Origin of the sequence: Mycobacterium adipatum, from assembly GCF_001644575.1 — a bacterium.
Lineage (GTDB): Bacteria > Actinomycetota > Actinomycetes > Mycobacteriales > Mycobacteriaceae > Mycobacterium > Mycobacterium adipatum.
This window is the reverse complement of sequence record NZ_CP015596.1, coordinates 2,330,631-2,346,335: the sequence shown is the minus strand read 5'-3', so window position 1 is coordinate 2,346,335 and position 15,705 is coordinate 2,330,631. Positions and strand designations below refer to the sequence as shown.

The following is a 15,705-nucleotide window of genomic DNA, read 5'->3' as shown; positions in this document are numbered from 1 at the left end:
GGTCCTCAGTCTTGGATGTCGATGGCTAGGGCTGGGCAGGCCGCGGCGGCGGCGCGGGCATTGTCGTACTGGTCCGGGCCGGGCTCCGCGTCGAGCAGTTCGACGACTCCGTCCTCGTCGCGCTGGTCGAACAGGTCCATGGCGTTCAGCACGCATTGACCTGACGACACGCACTTGTCTTGATCCACCGTTACTTTCACGCGGCGTCCCCCGTCACCGGTGCCAACCAGAGTCCGACGATCGCGTCGATCAGCCCGGCTCCGGCCGCACGCCAGGACCGTCCCACAGCGGTGCCACCCGCGGTCAGCGCACGTTCACGGTCGGCGCAGCTGTGCATCAAGAGGTTGCGGGCCATGATGTTTCGTTCGTAGCGCACGATGACGGGCAGCTCGGGCAGGCACCGGTTGATACCGTCGATGACCTGCACCAGCGAGGCCGAGCTCAACGCGTCCTTGACCACGATCCCGTGGTAGGCGGGATCGGCCATCGCCTGCGCGGCGAATCGCGCGTACCAGGTGGGGTTGCCCAGCGCGTCGAGGTGGTCGGTCAGCGGGCGCACCAGACACGTCACCCACCCCCGCAAGTCGGTGTGCTCGTCGGTATCGGCGACGAGTCGCTGTCGCAATTCCTCGATCGGCTCCCGGTGCCGTTGCTCGATGGCACGCACCAGGTCGGTCTTGGTGCCGAAGTGATAACCCACGGCGGCGTTGTTCCCCTGTCCGGCAGCCTCACTGACCTGACGGTTCGATACCGCGAAGACGCCATGTTCGGCGTAGAGCCGTTCGGCCGCGGTCAAGATTGCCTCGCGAGTCGTGCTCGCCCGGTCGGTCCGCAGGGGTCTGGCAGCCGTCATCGTTACAGTCAACGCCCCTTCTGTAATTAAGTCAAGCGGTTGATTTACTTCATTCTGCGCGTACGCCTCGGGACGCGACGCTCGCCGGCGCCGTCACGACCTGCGGACGATGACCTTCCCGGCCACCGTGCCGCCGTCGACCGGAAGCACGGTTCCGGTGACATAACGTGACCTGTCGGTAGCGAAGTACAGTGCCGCCTCGGCGACGTCATCGACCGTGCCCTCGCGTTTGAGTGGCCGGTCATCACGCATCTGCGTGCGGATCTTGGCCTCGAACGCCTCGAGCCGTTCGCGATCCTCACCGGCCGCACTCTTGCGCACGATCGACGTGCGGATGTTGCCCGGCGCGATCGCGTTCACCCGGATCTCGTGGTGAGCCAACTCGATCGCGACGGACTTGGTGAACTGGATGACGGCCGCCTTGGACGCACGATAGGTCTGCACTCCCGCACCGGCCTGGATACCGCCGATCGAGGTGAGGTTGAGGATCGATCCGCCGCCGTTCTCGGCCATGTGGCGGCCGGCATCTCGGGTTCCTGCCATCACCGCGCGCAGGTTGATCCGCAGCACCGCGTCGAAGTCGGCCAGGTCATCGTCGAGGAAGCGTCGGTGCATGGTGCCCGAGATGCCCGCATTGTTCACCATCGCGTGCAGACCGCCGAACTCGCCGACCGCGGTGCCCACCAGCGCGGTGATCTGGCTCAGATCGGTCACATCGCAGGGGAGAAACCGTGCCGCGGAGCCCAGTTCTTCGGCCACCGCCTTGCCGCGTTCGGCGTCCACGTCACCGAAGACGACCTGTGCCCCCTCGGCAGCGAACCGCCGCACCAGACCTTCACCGAGCCCGGATGCCCCTCCGGTGATGACGGCGACCTTGCCGGCCAATTCGTCGCTCATGAAACACCTTTCAGGAAGTCCAACAGCAGTTCGTTGACGGCGTCCGGCGACTCGATGTGCGGGCAGTGGCCGGCGTCCGCGACCACCGCCGAGCGCGCGCCCCGGATCCGGCCGGCGATGTCGGCGGACCACCCCAGGGGCAGTAGCTTGTCGGCGGCGCCCTCGATGATCAAGACCGGCACCGAAATCCTGTCGTAGGCCCGCGCACTGGATGGGGTCGGCGGGGCCTCCAGGCCGGGCCGGCGGAACCGCGCCGCCGCCAACGACTCCCACGCCCCGGGCGCGATGCTGAACTCGTATCGTCGTTGCACGTAGGCATCGTCGGCCGGGTAGCCCGGGCCGGCGAACAGGGCGGCCACGATGGCACGCATGGCGTCGAAGGTGGCGTCGTAGTCGTACAGCGCGGCGACGTGCTCGTTGCGCTGGATGTCCCCGCCGCCACAGATGGCCACCAGTGACCGCACCGGCAGCATCGGATGTTCGGAGGTGGTATCCACCAGCAGGTTGATCGCCCCCATCGAGTTGCCGACGAAGTGGGCCGAACTCACACCCAGCACCTCACAGAACCGGGCGATGTGCCGGATCCGCATACCGCGCCCGTCGGTGAAGTCGACGACCTTCGCGGACTCGCCGAATCCCAGCATGTCCGGCGCGAGCACCCGGTAGTGCTCGGCGAGCGAGCCGATGGTGTTCTCCCAGGCGATCTCGGCGCCACCGCCGAACTCACCGCCGTGCAGCAGCACCACCGGCTCGCCGGTGCCGGCTTCCAGGTAGCTGGTTGTCAGCCCGTCGACGTGGATGGTCCTGCGCTCGAAGCTCATTTGATCGCGATCGGACTGACCGGGGCACCGACCGCGCCGACAACCTTCAGCGGTGGCGCGATGAGTTGAAACTCGTAGACACCATCGGCGGCGCAGTCCGCGGCCAGGCCGGTCAAATCCCAGTATTCGCCCAACATCAGCCCCATGTCGCGCAGACAGATCATGTGCATCGGCAGGAAGGTCCCCTCCACGCCGTTCGCCGGGTCGGGATCCTCCACCATCAGATTGTCAGAGGCAACGGCAGCCACCTCGTGGTCATGCAGCCACGATGCGCAGGTCCAGTGCAAACCGGAGCCGGCCTCGTGCCCGTCGCCGGTGGACAGGAAACGCGTCCACCACCCGGTGTGCACGACGACGATGTCGCCGCGCCCGATCCGAACACCCTGCTTCGCGGCGATGTCGTCGAGCTCGGCAGGTGTGATCGGCCGCCCGGGCTCGCAGAAGACCTCCTCCCCGCGGTGGGCCACGACGTCGAGCAACACGCCGCGAGACACGATGCCCTTACCGTCCACCTTCTCGATGCCGCAGCGGTAGGCGCCGAAGCTGGTGACCGAATCGGCTGGGAAGCCGTTGTAGAGCTTGTCCTCGTAGTACACATGCGACAGTGCATCCCACTGCGTTGCCGCCTGCAGTGACATGGTGATCATGTCGTCGTTGAACCGGAACGGGTTGTCGACAAAGAACGAACTGAGCTCCTGAGCAACGGATTTGCGCGCCCATTCCGGCGCATACTTGACCAGGGTCTCGGCGTCGCCACCGTCGACCGTCATGACGTGGATGGGGTTGATGCGGAATTTGAAGGCCCCCTGCGGCCCGTTGGACCCGAAGTCGCCGCCCAACGAGATAACCCTGCCGCGCTTGACCAACGACGCGGCCTCCGCAACCTTGTCGTCGGTGATCAGATTGAGGGTGCCGAGTTCGTCGTCGTCGCCCCAGCGGCCCCAGTTGCGCACGTCGTCGGCGACCCGCCGAAAATCCTTCATGGTGGACATCTAGTCGGTTCCTTCCCGTGCCGCCTGCGCCGACAGCAGTTCCTCCGCGATCCGGTTCGCGACGCTGCCGCCATCCACCCAAATCACCTGTCCCGAAATGTAGCTTGCCGCTGGGCTGTTCAGGAAGGCCAGCACCGACGCCTGCTCATCGGGCCCGCACACATGGCCCAGCAGCGTCGGGAACGCGTCGAGATAATTCTGGCCGTAGGCCGACTTCAACTGGTCCAGAATGGGTGTCTCGGTGACGCCCGGACCGGTGCAGTTGATCCGGATGCCCCGCTCGCCAAGGTCCAGCGCACGGGTCATGCCGTAGAGAATGATGGCCTCCTTGGACAACCGGTAGCCGCCGTCGGCGAGCGCCTCCGGATGGCCCGCACACCACGAGATGCCCTCCGACATGGAGTGTGTCGCCAACAATCCGGCGGTGACAGACCTGTTGGCAAGGTAGTTGGCTGCCGCCAACGAGGACACATTGGCGATCGCTGACCCGGCAGGCATCTGCGGCAACAACGCCTCGGTGAAGTGCCGCATGCCGAGGAAGTTGACGGTCACCACCAGCAGTGGGTTGCCGATTCCCGAGGACACCCCGGCCACGTTGAACAGCGCGTGCACCGGACCGTCGATGGCGGCCACCGCGGCGTCGATCGACGCGCCGTCCGCGAAGTCCACCTCGACGAACGCCGCCGGAGGCCGATCGGGCCTGCGCAGATCGAGCCCGGTGACATGCGCACCGAGGTCGGCCAGCTGGGCGCTGAGATGCGCACCGATCCCCGACGCGCACCCCGTCACCACCACTCGGCGCCCGTCGTAGCGCCACCGCTGCGCCGACATACCTATCGCGCCGCCTCGCGCTGTTCCTTCTCCAGCTGGGCGGCCTTGACCCGGCCCTCGTTGATTTCGGCCATCGCTTCGGGGATCTCACCGGCGGTGAACTTGCCACCGCGGCCGGTGGGCAGACCACCGAAGGAGTACGTCTCGTCGAACATCGGCGCGTTCGAGGGCTGCCTGCGGCCCTCCACCTTCTCGATCACCGGGGCCAGTCGCTTGGCCTTGTCCGCCACGGCCTTTGCATCCCGCTCGATGAACTCAGGCAGGATCTCCCTGCCCATGATCTCGATCGATTCCATGGTGCCCTCGTGGCTGCGGGGGTTGAGCAGCAGAATGATCTCGTCGACGCCGCTGGCCTCGTAACCGCGCAGGAACTCGCGCACCGTGTCCGGAGAACCGATGGCCCCGCGACCCGGGCCGTAGGCCAGCGTCGGATCCTCCTTGACCGCGTCCTGGTAGAGGTCCCACACCCCGGTGCGGCCGGGGGTGTGCATTCCGGTCAGGTAATAGTGCATGATGCCGAACGAGAAGAACCCGCCGCCGGTTCCGAGCCGCTTGAGTGCCTCGTCATCGGTCTTGGCCACCATCATCGACAGATCGCCGCCGATGGCCAGGATGTTGGGGTTGACCGCCGGGGTGACCGGGGCGCCGGCCTCCTCGAACTCCTTGTAGTAGCCATCGACCCGGTCCTTCAGGGCCTCCGGGCCGGTGTAGGCGAAACTCAAAGCCCCGATCGCCTTCTGGGCGGCCATCTGCACCGAGGACGGTCGGGTGCAGGCCACCCAGACCGGCGGGTGCGGTGACTGCAGCGGCTTGGGGATGACATTGCGGGCCGGCATCTCGACGTGCTCGCCCTTGAAACCGGTGAACGGCGCCTCCGTCATGCAGCGGATGGAGACCTCCAGGGCCTCCTCCCACATGGTGCGCTTGTCGGCCGGATCGATATCGAATCCACCGAGCTCGGCGACCGAGGAGCCCTCACCCGTGCCGAATTCGACGCGGCCTCCTGACAGGTGGTCCAGGGTGGCCACCCGTTCCGCGATGCGTGCGGGGTGGTTGATCGGCGGGGGCAGGTGCATCACGCCGAAGCCGAGCCGGATGTCCTTGGTGCGCTGGCTTGCCGCGGCCAGGAACATCTCCGGCGCGGTCGAGTGGCAGTACTCCTCCAGGAAGTGGTGCTCGGTCAACCACACCGTGGAGAACCCGGCCTTGTCGGCTGCCTCGACCTCGTCCAGCCCGTGCTGGAACAGCTGGTGCTCGTCGTCCTCCGACCACGGCCGCGGCAACGGGAATTCGTAGAACAGCGAGATCTTCATGCGGTTACCTCTCTATGGGAGTTCTCAGATATGTGTTGTGCCGCAACGTAGCCAAACGTCATGGCAGGTCCGATCGTGGCGCCGGCACCGGCATAGCTACGCCCCATCACCGCCGCCGAGGTGTTGCCGGTCGCATACAGGCCGGCGATGACGCTGCCGTCTTCGCGCAGCACCCTGGCATGCTCGTCGGTCAGCAGTCCGCCCGAGGTGCCCAGGTCACCCAGGATGATCTGGAAGGCCAGGTAGGGTGGCTTGCCGAGCGGCGCCAGATTGGGGTTGGGCAGGGTCGGGTCGCCGTAGTAGTTGTCATACGCACTGTCGCCGCGGTTGAAGTCGTCATCGTGTCCGCGCCGGGCCAGGTCATTGAATCGCTCTGCAGTATCGCATAATTCGCCCGCCGGTACCCCGATCTTGGCGGCCAGCTCCTCGAAGCTTGCCGCCGCGGCCACGATGCCGGAATCCAGCCATGCCTGCGGGATCTTGCGACCGGTCGGCACCGGAGCGAACGGTACCTTCGGGATGGGCAGGTGCCCGCCGACCACGTAGCGATGGAACGAGCCGATGTCGGTGACCAGCCAGCACGGGACGTGATCCACCCCCGACCGCTGTCCCTCGATCATGGCGTGCGCGAAATCCATATAGGGCGCGGCCTCGTTGATGAAGCGTTTGCCCGCACCGTTGACAACGAACTGGGCGGGCATCATCCGCTCGTTCAGCATGAACTGCAGCCGCCCGTCGGGCCAGCACATCGCGGGAAACCACCACGCCTCGTCCAGTAGGTCGGTCGCAGCGCCGACCTTCTCCCCCGCCCGGATACCGTCCCCGGTGGCCGCGGGATTACCGAAACTCCAATCCCGCTCCAGCAGCGGCAGATATCGACGTCGCCACTGCATATCGTGGTCGAATCCGCCGGTGGCCAACACCACTCCGCCGCGGGCGGCGATCCGGATCGCCGCACCGTCGCGTTCCACCACCGCGCCGACCACCCGCCCGTCCACGTCGGTGATGAGTTCGGTCATCGGGGCCGACAGCCACAGCGGGATGTCGTGTTCCTGCAGGGCAAGCCGCATCCGCGCCATCAGCGACTGTCCGATGGCGGCCATTCGGTCCCCGAATACCCGGGCGCGGAACATCCGCCAGATCAGTTTCACCAGCACCGCCTTGCCCCGCCAGTTCTGCCGTACCTGGTAGAACAGTCGTAGGTCCTTGGGCGCGAACCAGATTCCCTTCGGTGCGAGCGCCAGCGGCGCCAGCAGATTCTGTTCCTCGGCACCGAGCTTGCGCAGGTCGATCTCGGGAACGTTGATGGTGCTGCCCCGTTCGGATCCGCCGGGCAACTCCGGGTAATAGTCGGCATACCCGGGTTTCCACACGAATTCGAACCAGTCGCTGCAGTGCTCCAGGAAGTCCATCATCTCGGGAGCGGCGTCGACGTAGGCGCGCAGTCGGGCGTCGCTGACGAGCCCGCCGGTGATGTTCTTGAGGTAGTCGAAGACGCCTTCGGGGTCTGGGGTGTATCCGGCGCGTCGCTGCGCCGGCGCCCCGGGCACCCAGATACCGCCGCCGGACAAGGCGGTGGAACCGCCGAACTTGGCCGACTTCTCCACGATGAGGGTGGACAGCCCGGCCGCCTCGGCCTTCAGCGCGGCGGTCATTCCGCCGCCCCCGGAGCCGATGACGAGAACGTCGACGGTGTGGTCGAACTGGCTGCTCACTGCGGCACCGCCGTCCGGATCGCGAATCCCGCGATCAGCTCGGGAGCAGCGCGGTAGTAGCGCTGCCGTGTCTGGTAGGGACCCTGGGCCGCCAGTGCGGCGAATGCCGCCACCCAGGTACGGATCTCGTGCGCCGAACTGCCGGCCTCGCGCGCGATCCACTCATTGCTCCAGCCGTCCACCTCGGTCAGCCGGTTGGTGTCGATCAGGTCCAGCAGGGCCCGGTCCCAGTCCGGGTTCAGCGGCTGCAGCGCGCTCTGGCCGTGCGCGAAATCGTGCGCGGCCGAGATCACCGCTTCCTGCCGGGCCGCCCGGGCTTCCGGCGTCATCGGGGCTCCGCCGACGATCCGGGCCAGCGCCGCCGGCGGTGCCGTCGCCAGCGTCGGAACCGGCGGATCATGGGACAGCCCGCCCGATCCGATCACGAGCACCCGTCGATCGAGGGTCCCCAGGTGGGCCCCGATGGCCGTGCCGAGCGCCCGGGCACGTTTCAGCGGACCCAGCGGGGTGGCCACCGAATTGATGAACACCGGGATGACCGGGCGTGAACCCGCGTCGCCGAAGAGCGCTTCCAGCGGCTGCACCGTGCCGTGGTCGACATCCATGGCGGCCGACAGGGACACATCGACCCCGGATTCCCACGCCGCGGCGGCCATCTGCTCGGCGAGCCGCGCCGGTACATCCAGGGCCCCGGCATAGCTGCCATAGTCTCCGACACCGTTGGCAGCACTACCGATACAAAACGGGGGCATCAGCCGGTAGAAGAACCCGTTGTAGTGGTCCGGAGAGAATATGACGACCAGTTGCGGGTCGAAGTCCGCGACGAACGCACGCGCCGCGGCGAGCTGCGTACCGATGTCCTCCAGCAGCTCGTCCGACGGCCCGGGCAAGTTAAGCAGGGGGCTGTGCGACATGCAGCACAGGGCGATCTGAGACATGGCTTTCACCTCCCTCGGTGAGGCAGAGCACGTCGAAGAGCGCGGTGCTCGTCTCATCGGACAACTGGGCCAGACAGGCCGCCGCGATGCAGCGGTCGGGCCGCACGAACAGCACCGACTCGGCGTGGGCGTCGAAGAACCTCTTCAGCGCCCCGGTCCGGTCACCGACGACGGTGACATCGGGGTCATCATGTCCCGTCCAATACAGCTGGGTGTTCGGCCGGGCCTCGATGAGGTTGGCGCCCAGACTTTTCCAGCGGGCGAAGGTGCTGTCCGAGAGCAGCGCGCGCGGATTGTTGTTCCACGCCAGCACCGCGAACCCGGTGCCGAGAACCTCGTCGAGCAGAACGTTCTGGGTATCGCGGGTGTCCACGGTCGGCTGGATGAACAGCGTGCCCGCGGGCGGTATCGCCGACGTGGACGCGGTGTGCACCACGGCGCCGGCGTCATAACGCGGCATGGGCTTGAACCGCATCTCCAGGATGTAGCGCTTCAACGTCGGCACGACCGACGCCCCGCGGATCACGCTGTCCCGCAGCGTCGCGACACGCGGATTGGTCGGCGAGATGACCCGGCCCACCAGGGTGGAGAGGTCGATCATGGCCCGTGCGTGCTTACGGCGCTCGGCATCGTAGCTGTCGAGCAGACCGTCACCGGCGTCTCCGTTGACCACTGCGGCGAGCTTCCACCCGAGATTCGCCGCATCCCGGATCCCACTGTTGTATCCCTGGCCCTGCCACACCGGCATCAGGTGGGCGGCGTCGCCACCGAGCAGCATGCGGCCCTGCCGGAAGGCGCCGGCGATGCGCGAGTGATGCGTGTAGACCCGGTGCCGGATGATCTCGACCCGCTCGGGGTGCGGCACGAACGGTGCCAGCATGCGCGCGATGAACTCCGGCTTCTCCACCTGCTCGTCGGTCTCGTCGGCGTGAATCATGAACTCGAAGCGGCGGATTCCGTGCGCGATCGAGATGGAGGCGTAGGGCCGGTGCGGGTCGGCGCCGACCTCACTGTTGGGGTGCCCGAGCGGATCGGAGGCGAGGTCGACGACCAGCCAGCGGGTCGCCGAGGTGGTGCCCTCGAACGAGACGCCCATCAGACGGCGAACCGTGCTGCGCCCGCCGTCGCAACCGACCACATACTGCGCGCGCAGGCGCAGCGGGGCGCCGGCGGCCACCAGTTCGGTGCTCACCCCGGCCTCGTCGGCGACGCAGTGCTCCATCCGGGTGCCCCATCGCACCTCGACGTGATCGAAGCGGTCCAACCCGCGCAACAATTCGGCGTCGACGAGGGGTTGCACGAACCCATTGCGCTTGGGCCAGCCGAATCGGGCGTCCGGCGGTGCCATCTCGGCGAGCAGTCGACGCTTACCGTCGAAGAAGCGCAGGATCTGGTTGGGCACGGTGTGCGGCAGGATCTGGTCGACCAGGCCGATCGACTGGAAGGTGCGCAGGGACTCGTCGTCGAGCCCCACCCCGCGCGGATAGTCGATGAGGGTATCGCGGTCCTCCACGATGACGGTCCGAACACCCTGCAAGCCGAGGATATTGGCCAGTGTCAAGCCGACGGGACCGGCACCGACGATGAGGACGTCGACCTGGTCGGTGGTGCGGCGGGCGGTCATGACCTGTCCAGCAGGAAGTCGATGTGCAACCGATCGAAGCTCTTGGCGTCCTCGTACTGCGGCCAGTGCCCGCAGCCGGGCATGACTTCGAAACGCGCGCCGGGAATCATCTCCGAGATACGCCTGCCCTCGCTGACATCCGCGGTCGGATCGTCACTGGTCCACAGCACCAGGGTGGGCGCGGTGATCGCACCGTATTCCGCGGGGCCGAGCAGGTTGCGAGCGCGGATCACCGGATCCTGCAGCGCCATGATGTCGCTCATCGCGGCGGCGAAACCTGGTAGCTGATAGACCTTCTGGCGGCTGGCGACGATATCGTCGTAGCCCTTGGACTTGTCGGCCATCAGCCATTTGATGCGGGCCTGCACCGTGTCCCAGTCGGGATTCTGCGCGGCGGCCATCGACAGCGTGATGATGCGCTTCATCACCTCCGGGTCGGCCTGCGAACCGCCGGCGGTGTTGAGTACCAGCCGCTCGATGCGATCGGGATGATCGGATGCCGCGCGCGCGGCCACCCACCCGCCCAGAGACTCTCCCGACAAGTGCACCCGCTGCGCGCCGATCGTGTCGAAGACTGCCAGCAGATGGTCGACATAGTGGGCGATTTCGAGCGGGCGACCGGGCTTGTCGGTGTAGCCGTGGCCGAGCATGTCGATCGACCAGGTGGAGAAGTGCGCGGCGTGCGCTTCCAGGTTCCGCACGTACGCCTCGGCGTGCCCGCCGGAGCCGTGCAACAGCACCAACGCGGGGTTGGCCGGGTCACCGGCGTGCAGGTAACGGGTGCGGACACCCCGTGCGTCGAGGTAGCCCTGGGAAAACGAAACGCCCTGGAGATCACTCCAGATGCTTTCGTGGACGGCCATCCCGCTCCTTACCGATTCCGCACTGCGGAAATCTCATTCTCGCTATTGCGTAATCATGTGTGCTAATATCGGACATCTATGTGCACTATCTATAGAGCATCACTCTCGCGATGACGTCTGTCAAGGGACTCGGCCCGCCCTCGGTACCGGGAACGGCCGTCGAGAGCACCGCGCGCCCCGCGACCGGGTCACAGACGCTGGCCAGAGGACTTTCCGCCCTGCAGGCCGTGGCCAGCGCGCCCACCGGCGTCACCGCCACGGAGGTCGCCGACTATGTGGGCGTGCACCGCACCATCGCCTACCGATTGCTCAGCACCCTGGCTCAGGCCCGATTCATCGCCAAGGGATCCGACGGCAAATACCGGCCGGCGGCCGCGCTCGCCGTGCTCGGTGCGTCCTTCGACAACAACGTCCGCCAGCTCAGCGTCCCGACGCTGCGCATGCTCGCCGATGACCTGGGGACCACGGTGTCGCTGTTGGTCGCCGAAGGCGACCAACAGGTGGCGATCGCCGTCATCGTGCCGACGTTGGTCTTCTACCAGCTGTCCTTCCATGAAGGCAGCCGCCATCCGTTGGACCGGGGCGCCGCCGGGGCAGCCTTGCTGGCGGGTATGCCACCGCGCCCCGGCGAGCGTGACATCGTGCGACAAGCCCGCGAACAGGGTTGGGTCATCACTCACGGTGAAGTCGAACCGGACACCTACGGTCTGGCCGTACCGGTAAAGCGCCGTCGCCCGGCCCCGCCGACCTGTATCAATCTCATCTCGCACCGTGAGGATGTCGTACTGGGCGGCCGCGACGCGGTGATCCGCGCCGCCGGTGAACTCTCCAACATCCTCAGCTGACCGGAAGGACTGTGGCAGTGACCGATTCAGTGGGGCCGCGGCGCCCGCAATGGGATTCGGAGACAGACGTCGTCGTGCTCGGCAGTGGCGGCGCCGGGTTGGCCGCGGCGCTCACCGCGGCCGCCAGCGGAGCCGCGGTCGCCATCTACGAGAAGGCCGCCACCGTGGGCGGCACCACCGCGGTGTCCGGCGGCATCACCTGGATCCCCGCCCACGACCGGCTGGCCGGTGCCGACCTGTCGGTGGAAGACGCCCTCAACTACCTTGAGGCGCAATCCCTGGGTGCGATGGACCGCGAACTGGTCGAGACCTTCGTGCGCACCGGCCCGGCGATGCTGAATTACCTGGAGCAGCACAGCGATCTGCGATTCGACATCGCGGAGGGATTCCCCGATTACAAGCCCGAACTGCCCGGCGGGCGTCCGGGCGGCGGACGCTCGCTGGCCGCCGCCCCGTTCGATCTGGCCAAGCTCGGCGAATGGGGCGCGCGTATCACCGCTTTCCCGGTCGACTTCAGCAATGTCGGTATCGACGCCGAGACCAAGGCCCGCATCCACGCGACGGTGGACGAGTCGCTGACCGAACCGTGTGTCGCCGGTACCGCACTGATCGCCGGACTGCTCAAAGGCCTTCTCGACCGCGGTGTCGAACCGGTCACCGAGGCGCGCGCCGTCGAACTTCTCGGATCGGCCGACGGCATCGTCGGCGTCCGGATCAACCATGACGGCAAAGACATCCGGGTCCGCGCCCGGCGAGCCGTGATCCTGGCGACCGGTGGATTCGAATGGGATCCCGGCCTTGTCGACGCGTACCTGCGCGGTCCGATGCGCGGCGCGGTGTCCCCGCCGAACAACACCGGCGACGGTCTGCGCATGGCGATGGCGCACGGCGCCGACCTGGCCAACATGGGCGAAGCGTGGTGGGTGCCCATCGTGCAGATTCCCGGGGACACCCTCGGCGGCAAGCCCCGCAGCCGCAGTGTCCGGCTGGAACGGACCCGGCCGCGCAGCATCATCGTCAACCGCGCCGGGAAGCGCTTCCTCAACGAGGCCGGTGAGTACAACTCGATGGCCGGACCGTTCCATCACCTCGACCCACGGGCCGGCTACCTCAACGATCCGGCCTGGATCGTCTTCGATGCCCAACACCTGAAACGGTACGGCTTCCTCGGCATCGACCCGAACGGACCGGCGCCGGAGTGGTTCAACGAGTCACCGACACTGGAGCAGCTCGCCGACAAGATCGGGGTCGACCCCGCGGGCCTGGTCGGGACCGTCGAGGCATGGAACAGAAACGTCGAGCAGGAGCACGATCCCGACTTCGGCCGTGGCGCAAGCGCTTACGATGGATACTGGGGTGATCCGACGGCCGCGTCGCCGGCCTTGCAGACCCTGGGGCCGTTGGACACCGCACCCTTCTACGCCGTCCCGGTGGCGGTAGGCGCGATGGGCACCAAGGGCGGACCGCGCACCGACCGCGACGGCCGGGTGCTGCACGTCAGCGGAAGGGTGATTCCCGGCCTGTTCGCCGCCGGCAACGCGATGGCCGGGGTCACCGGAAAGGCCTACGGCGGCGCGGGCGGCACCCTCGGCCCGGCGATGACGTTCGGCTACCGCAGCGGGTATGCGGCCGCCACCGGTGAATCCCCCGCGTGATTTGTGGAGTTTTAGCCGGACTGGTTCCGGTGTCCGGTTTCGGGACATCGCTGACACATATGTCTCGGGACATCGCTGACACCTGAGTAGGGCCGCGACCAGGATGGTTCATGGCCCAGAAGGTGACGGCGATGGACATTCGCATGGCTGCGGCGTTGGCCGGGCAGATCGACAATGTGGCGGAGTTCTGCCGCCGCGAGAACATCTCCCGAGAGACGTTCTACAAGTGGCGACGACGGTTCCTGCAGCACGGCCTGGCCGGGCTGCAGGACCTGTCGCGGCGCCCGCGTCGGTGCCCAGGGCAGAGCAGCGCGGTGGTAGAGAAGCTGGTCCTGGATCGCCGGCAGCGGTTGCTTGACCAAGGCGTTGATCATGGGCCGGAATCCATCGTGTGGTCACTGCGCGACGACAGTACTGTCGATGCCGCGCTGGTGCCTTCACGATCGACGGTGTGGCGGATCCTGACTCGCCATAGCATGATCACCCCGCAGCCGCAGAAACGGCCGAAATCAGCGACCAAACGCTTCTGCTTCACCCGACCCAACGAGTGTTGGCAGTCGGACTGGACGCAATGGCAACTCGCCGATGGCACCCACGTCGCGATCGCAGGCACCCTCGATGATCACTCCCGGTACCTGGTCGGGCTGCACGCGGCCACCGGTGATGCCGACGGGGAGCTGGTCTGGGCAGTCATCATGGCCGGTATCTGGGAGTGCGGGATTCCGGCAATGTCGTTGACAGACAACGGCTCCGTTTACACCGGTCGCCTGCGCGGCCACGAGTCAGCCTTCGAGATCAACCTGCGCACGCTGGGGACCCAGACCATCAACTCCACCCCGTATCACCCGCAGACCTGCGGCAAGATCGAACGGTTCTGGCAGACCCTGAAGAAATGGCTGCGGGCCCAGAGGGCGCCGATGACCATCGCTGAACTCAATACGCTTTTGGACGCGTTCCGCGATTTCTACAACCATCACCGTCGCCACCGTGCCCACCGCGGGGTGACGCCGGCGGCCGTATTCAGCGCCACCGTATCCGCTCGCCCAGCACCCCGGCCGCTGCCGGGACCGGTCTTTGTCACCTGCAACGTCGTCGATAAGAAAACCGGACGACTCAACGTGGGCCCCTACGACGTCAATGTCGGGCTGCGGTGGGCCGGGCACCAATGCCACGCCATCCGCGACGGCGACCACATCACGATCTTCAGCGGAAACCGACTCGTGCGCACACTGGTCGCCAACCCCAAACGCAGATATCAACCCGGCGACAAGACCACCCGCAGCTATCGCACTCGCGAGCCCCAACCGGCACCATAAGTGTCAGCGATGTCCCGAGACATATGTGTCAGCGATGTCCCGAGACACGACACCGGACTGGTTCCGGGTAAAACTCCACAAATCGCAGGCTAGGGCTGATCTTTGCGCGACGGTCCGGGCGGACCCGCGGTCCGCCAGTCCAGTAGCCCGTCCTCGGCCAAGCCGACAGGGAACTTGTTGCCATGCACCTGCGCCCAGTGGCTGTGGTTCAGCTGGTGCATGGTGAAGCAGGCATTGAGCGAGTTGTAGAAACCCTGATTGTCCTGGGTCTGATTCACCGACTCCTTGACCAGCAGCGCAGCCATCGTGGGCACCTTGGCGATGCGCCGCGCGAACTCGACGGTCTTGTCCGCGAGTTCGTCGGCGGGGAAGATCTTGGAGACCATCCCCAGCGCATGCCCCTCCTCGACCGAGAGGGTATCTCCGGTGAGCATCAGCTCCTTGGTCTTACGGGCGCCGAACTCCCATGGGTGAGCAAAGTATTCGACGCCGCACATGCCCAACCGCGTGCCGACCACGTCGGTGAACCGGGTGTTGTCGGCGGCGACGATGAGATCGCAGGACCACATCAGCATCAGCGCCGCGGCGTAGACGTCGCCGTGCACCGAGGCGATGGTGATCTTGCGCAGATTGCGCCAGCGGCGGGTGTTCTCGAAATAGTGATGCCACTCCTGCAGCATCAGCTTCTCGGCGCCCTCTCGGGTACCGCCGTTCACGGTGAAGCTCGGGTGCTGATCCGGGCCGGGCGAGTACTCACCGATCTGCACCTTGGACCCGACATCGTGTCCGGCAGAGAACATCGGTCCATGCCCGCCCAGGATCACCACCCGTACGGTGTCATCGGCCTCGGCCCGCAGGAACGCTTCGTGCAACTCGACGAGCATCCCGCGGTTCTGCGCGTTGCGCGCCTCCGGCCGGTTCAGCATGATCCGGGCGATGGTGCCCTCGTCGAGGGTTTCGTATGTGACGAAGCGGTATTCAGGGGTCTGGTCAGCCATGAATCGCACTCTATTCCTATGAGAACGCCGTTACCGCGCCGGGC

The 15,705-nt window shown here is 66.6% G+C and carries 15 protein-coding genes; 3 read left to right on the top strand and 12 right to left on the bottom strand.

What is annotated here, in order from left to right; translation table 11 throughout:
- Positions 1-5: 5 nt before the first annotated feature.
- From A7U43_RS11160 to A7U43_RS11110, 11 genes are all read right to left on the bottom strand, one after another.
- Positions 6-200, bottom strand: coding sequence for a ferredoxin (locus A7U43_RS11160; protein ID WP_067994787.1), 195 nt, complete (start codon positions 198-200; stop codon positions 6-8).
- Positions 197-853, bottom strand: coding sequence for a TetR/AcrR family transcriptional regulator (locus A7U43_RS11155; RefSeq protein WP_067994784.1), 657 nt, complete (start codon positions 851-853; stop codon positions 197-199). Before A7U43_RS11155 ends, A7U43_RS11160 begins: the two co-directional genes overlap by 4 nt.
- Positions 854-946: 93 nt before the next feature.
- Positions 947-1,750, bottom strand: coding sequence for an SDR family NAD(P)-dependent oxidoreductase (locus tag A7U43_RS11150; RefSeq protein ID WP_067994781.1), 804 nt, complete (start codon positions 1,748-1,750; stop codon positions 947-949).
- Complete coding sequence (locus A7U43_RS11145) at positions 1,747-2,571, bottom strand: alpha/beta fold hydrolase (protein ID WP_067994778.1); 825 nt, start codon at positions 2,569-2,571, stop codon at positions 1,747-1,749. Before A7U43_RS11145 ends, A7U43_RS11150 begins: the two co-directional genes overlap by 4 nt.
- A complete protein-coding gene (locus A7U43_RS11140; protein ID WP_068002448.1) occupies positions 2,568-3,554 on the bottom strand; it encodes a cyclase family protein in 987 nt (328 codons plus the stop codon). The genes A7U43_RS11145 and A7U43_RS11140 overlap by 4 nt, the downstream gene beginning before the upstream one ends.
- A 9-nt stretch (positions 3,555-3,563) precedes the next feature.
- A complete protein-coding gene (locus A7U43_RS11135) occupies positions 3,564-4,394 on the bottom strand; it encodes a coniferyl-alcohol dehydrogenase (protein WP_067994775.1) in 831 nt (276 codons plus the stop codon).
- A gap of 2 nt (positions 4,395-4,396) precedes the next feature.
- Positions 4,397-5,707, bottom strand: coding sequence for an LLM class flavin-dependent oxidoreductase (locus A7U43_RS11130; protein ID WP_067994774.1), 1,311 nt, complete (start codon positions 5,705-5,707; stop codon positions 4,397-4,399).
- Complete coding sequence (locus A7U43_RS11125; RefSeq protein WP_231963628.1) at positions 5,704-7,362, bottom strand: FAD-binding protein; 1,659 nt, start codon at positions 7,360-7,362, stop codon at positions 5,704-5,706. The genes A7U43_RS11130 and A7U43_RS11125 overlap by 4 nt, the downstream gene beginning before the upstream one ends.
- 56 nt (positions 7,363-7,418) lie before the next feature.
- Positions 7,419-8,360, bottom strand: coding sequence for a 3-carboxyethylcatechol 2,3-dioxygenase (locus A7U43_RS11120; protein ID WP_082902095.1), 942 nt, complete (start codon positions 8,358-8,360; stop codon positions 7,419-7,421).
- Positions 8,314-9,984: a bifunctional 3-(3-hydroxy-phenyl)propionate/3-hydroxycinnamic acid hydroxylase gene (locus A7U43_RS11115; RefSeq protein WP_067994766.1), complete on the bottom strand. Its 1,671-nt coding sequence runs from the start codon at positions 9,982-9,984 to the stop codon at positions 8,314-8,316. The genes A7U43_RS11120 and A7U43_RS11115 overlap by 47 nt, the downstream gene beginning before the upstream one ends.
- Positions 9,981-10,847: an alpha/beta fold hydrolase gene (locus A7U43_RS11110; protein WP_067994763.1), complete on the bottom strand. Its 867-nt coding sequence runs from the start codon at positions 10,845-10,847 to the stop codon at positions 9,981-9,983. Before A7U43_RS11110 ends, A7U43_RS11115 begins: the two co-directional genes overlap by 4 nt.
- 110 nt (positions 10,848-10,957) lie before the next feature.
- On the opposite strand from A7U43_RS11110, the gene A7U43_RS11105 reads away from it, so the two are divergent.
- From A7U43_RS11105 to A7U43_RS11095, 3 genes are all read left to right on the top strand, one after another.
- A complete protein-coding gene (locus A7U43_RS11105) occupies positions 10,958-11,692 on the top strand; it encodes an IclR family transcriptional regulator (protein WP_082902094.1) in 735 nt (244 codons plus the stop codon).
- Positions 11,693-11,709: 17 nt separating this feature from the next.
- Positions 11,710-13,347: an FAD-dependent oxidoreductase gene (locus A7U43_RS11100; RefSeq protein ID WP_067994760.1), complete on the top strand. Its 1,638-nt coding sequence runs from the start codon at positions 11,710-11,712 to the stop codon at positions 13,345-13,347.
- A 110-nt stretch (positions 13,348-13,457) separates the two neighbouring features.
- Complete coding sequence (locus A7U43_RS11095) at positions 13,458-14,663, top strand: integrase core domain-containing protein (RefSeq protein ID WP_067993882.1); 1,206 nt, start codon at positions 13,458-13,460, stop codon at positions 14,661-14,663.
- A gap of 89 nt (positions 14,664-14,752) precedes the next feature.
- On the opposite strand, the gene A7U43_RS11090 is transcribed toward A7U43_RS11095, so the two are convergent.
- Entirely contained in the window at positions 14,753-15,661 is a 909-nt protein-coding gene (locus tag A7U43_RS11090) for an enoyl-CoA hydratase (protein WP_067994758.1), read from the bottom strand.
- Positions 15,662-15,705: the final 44 nt, after the last annotated feature.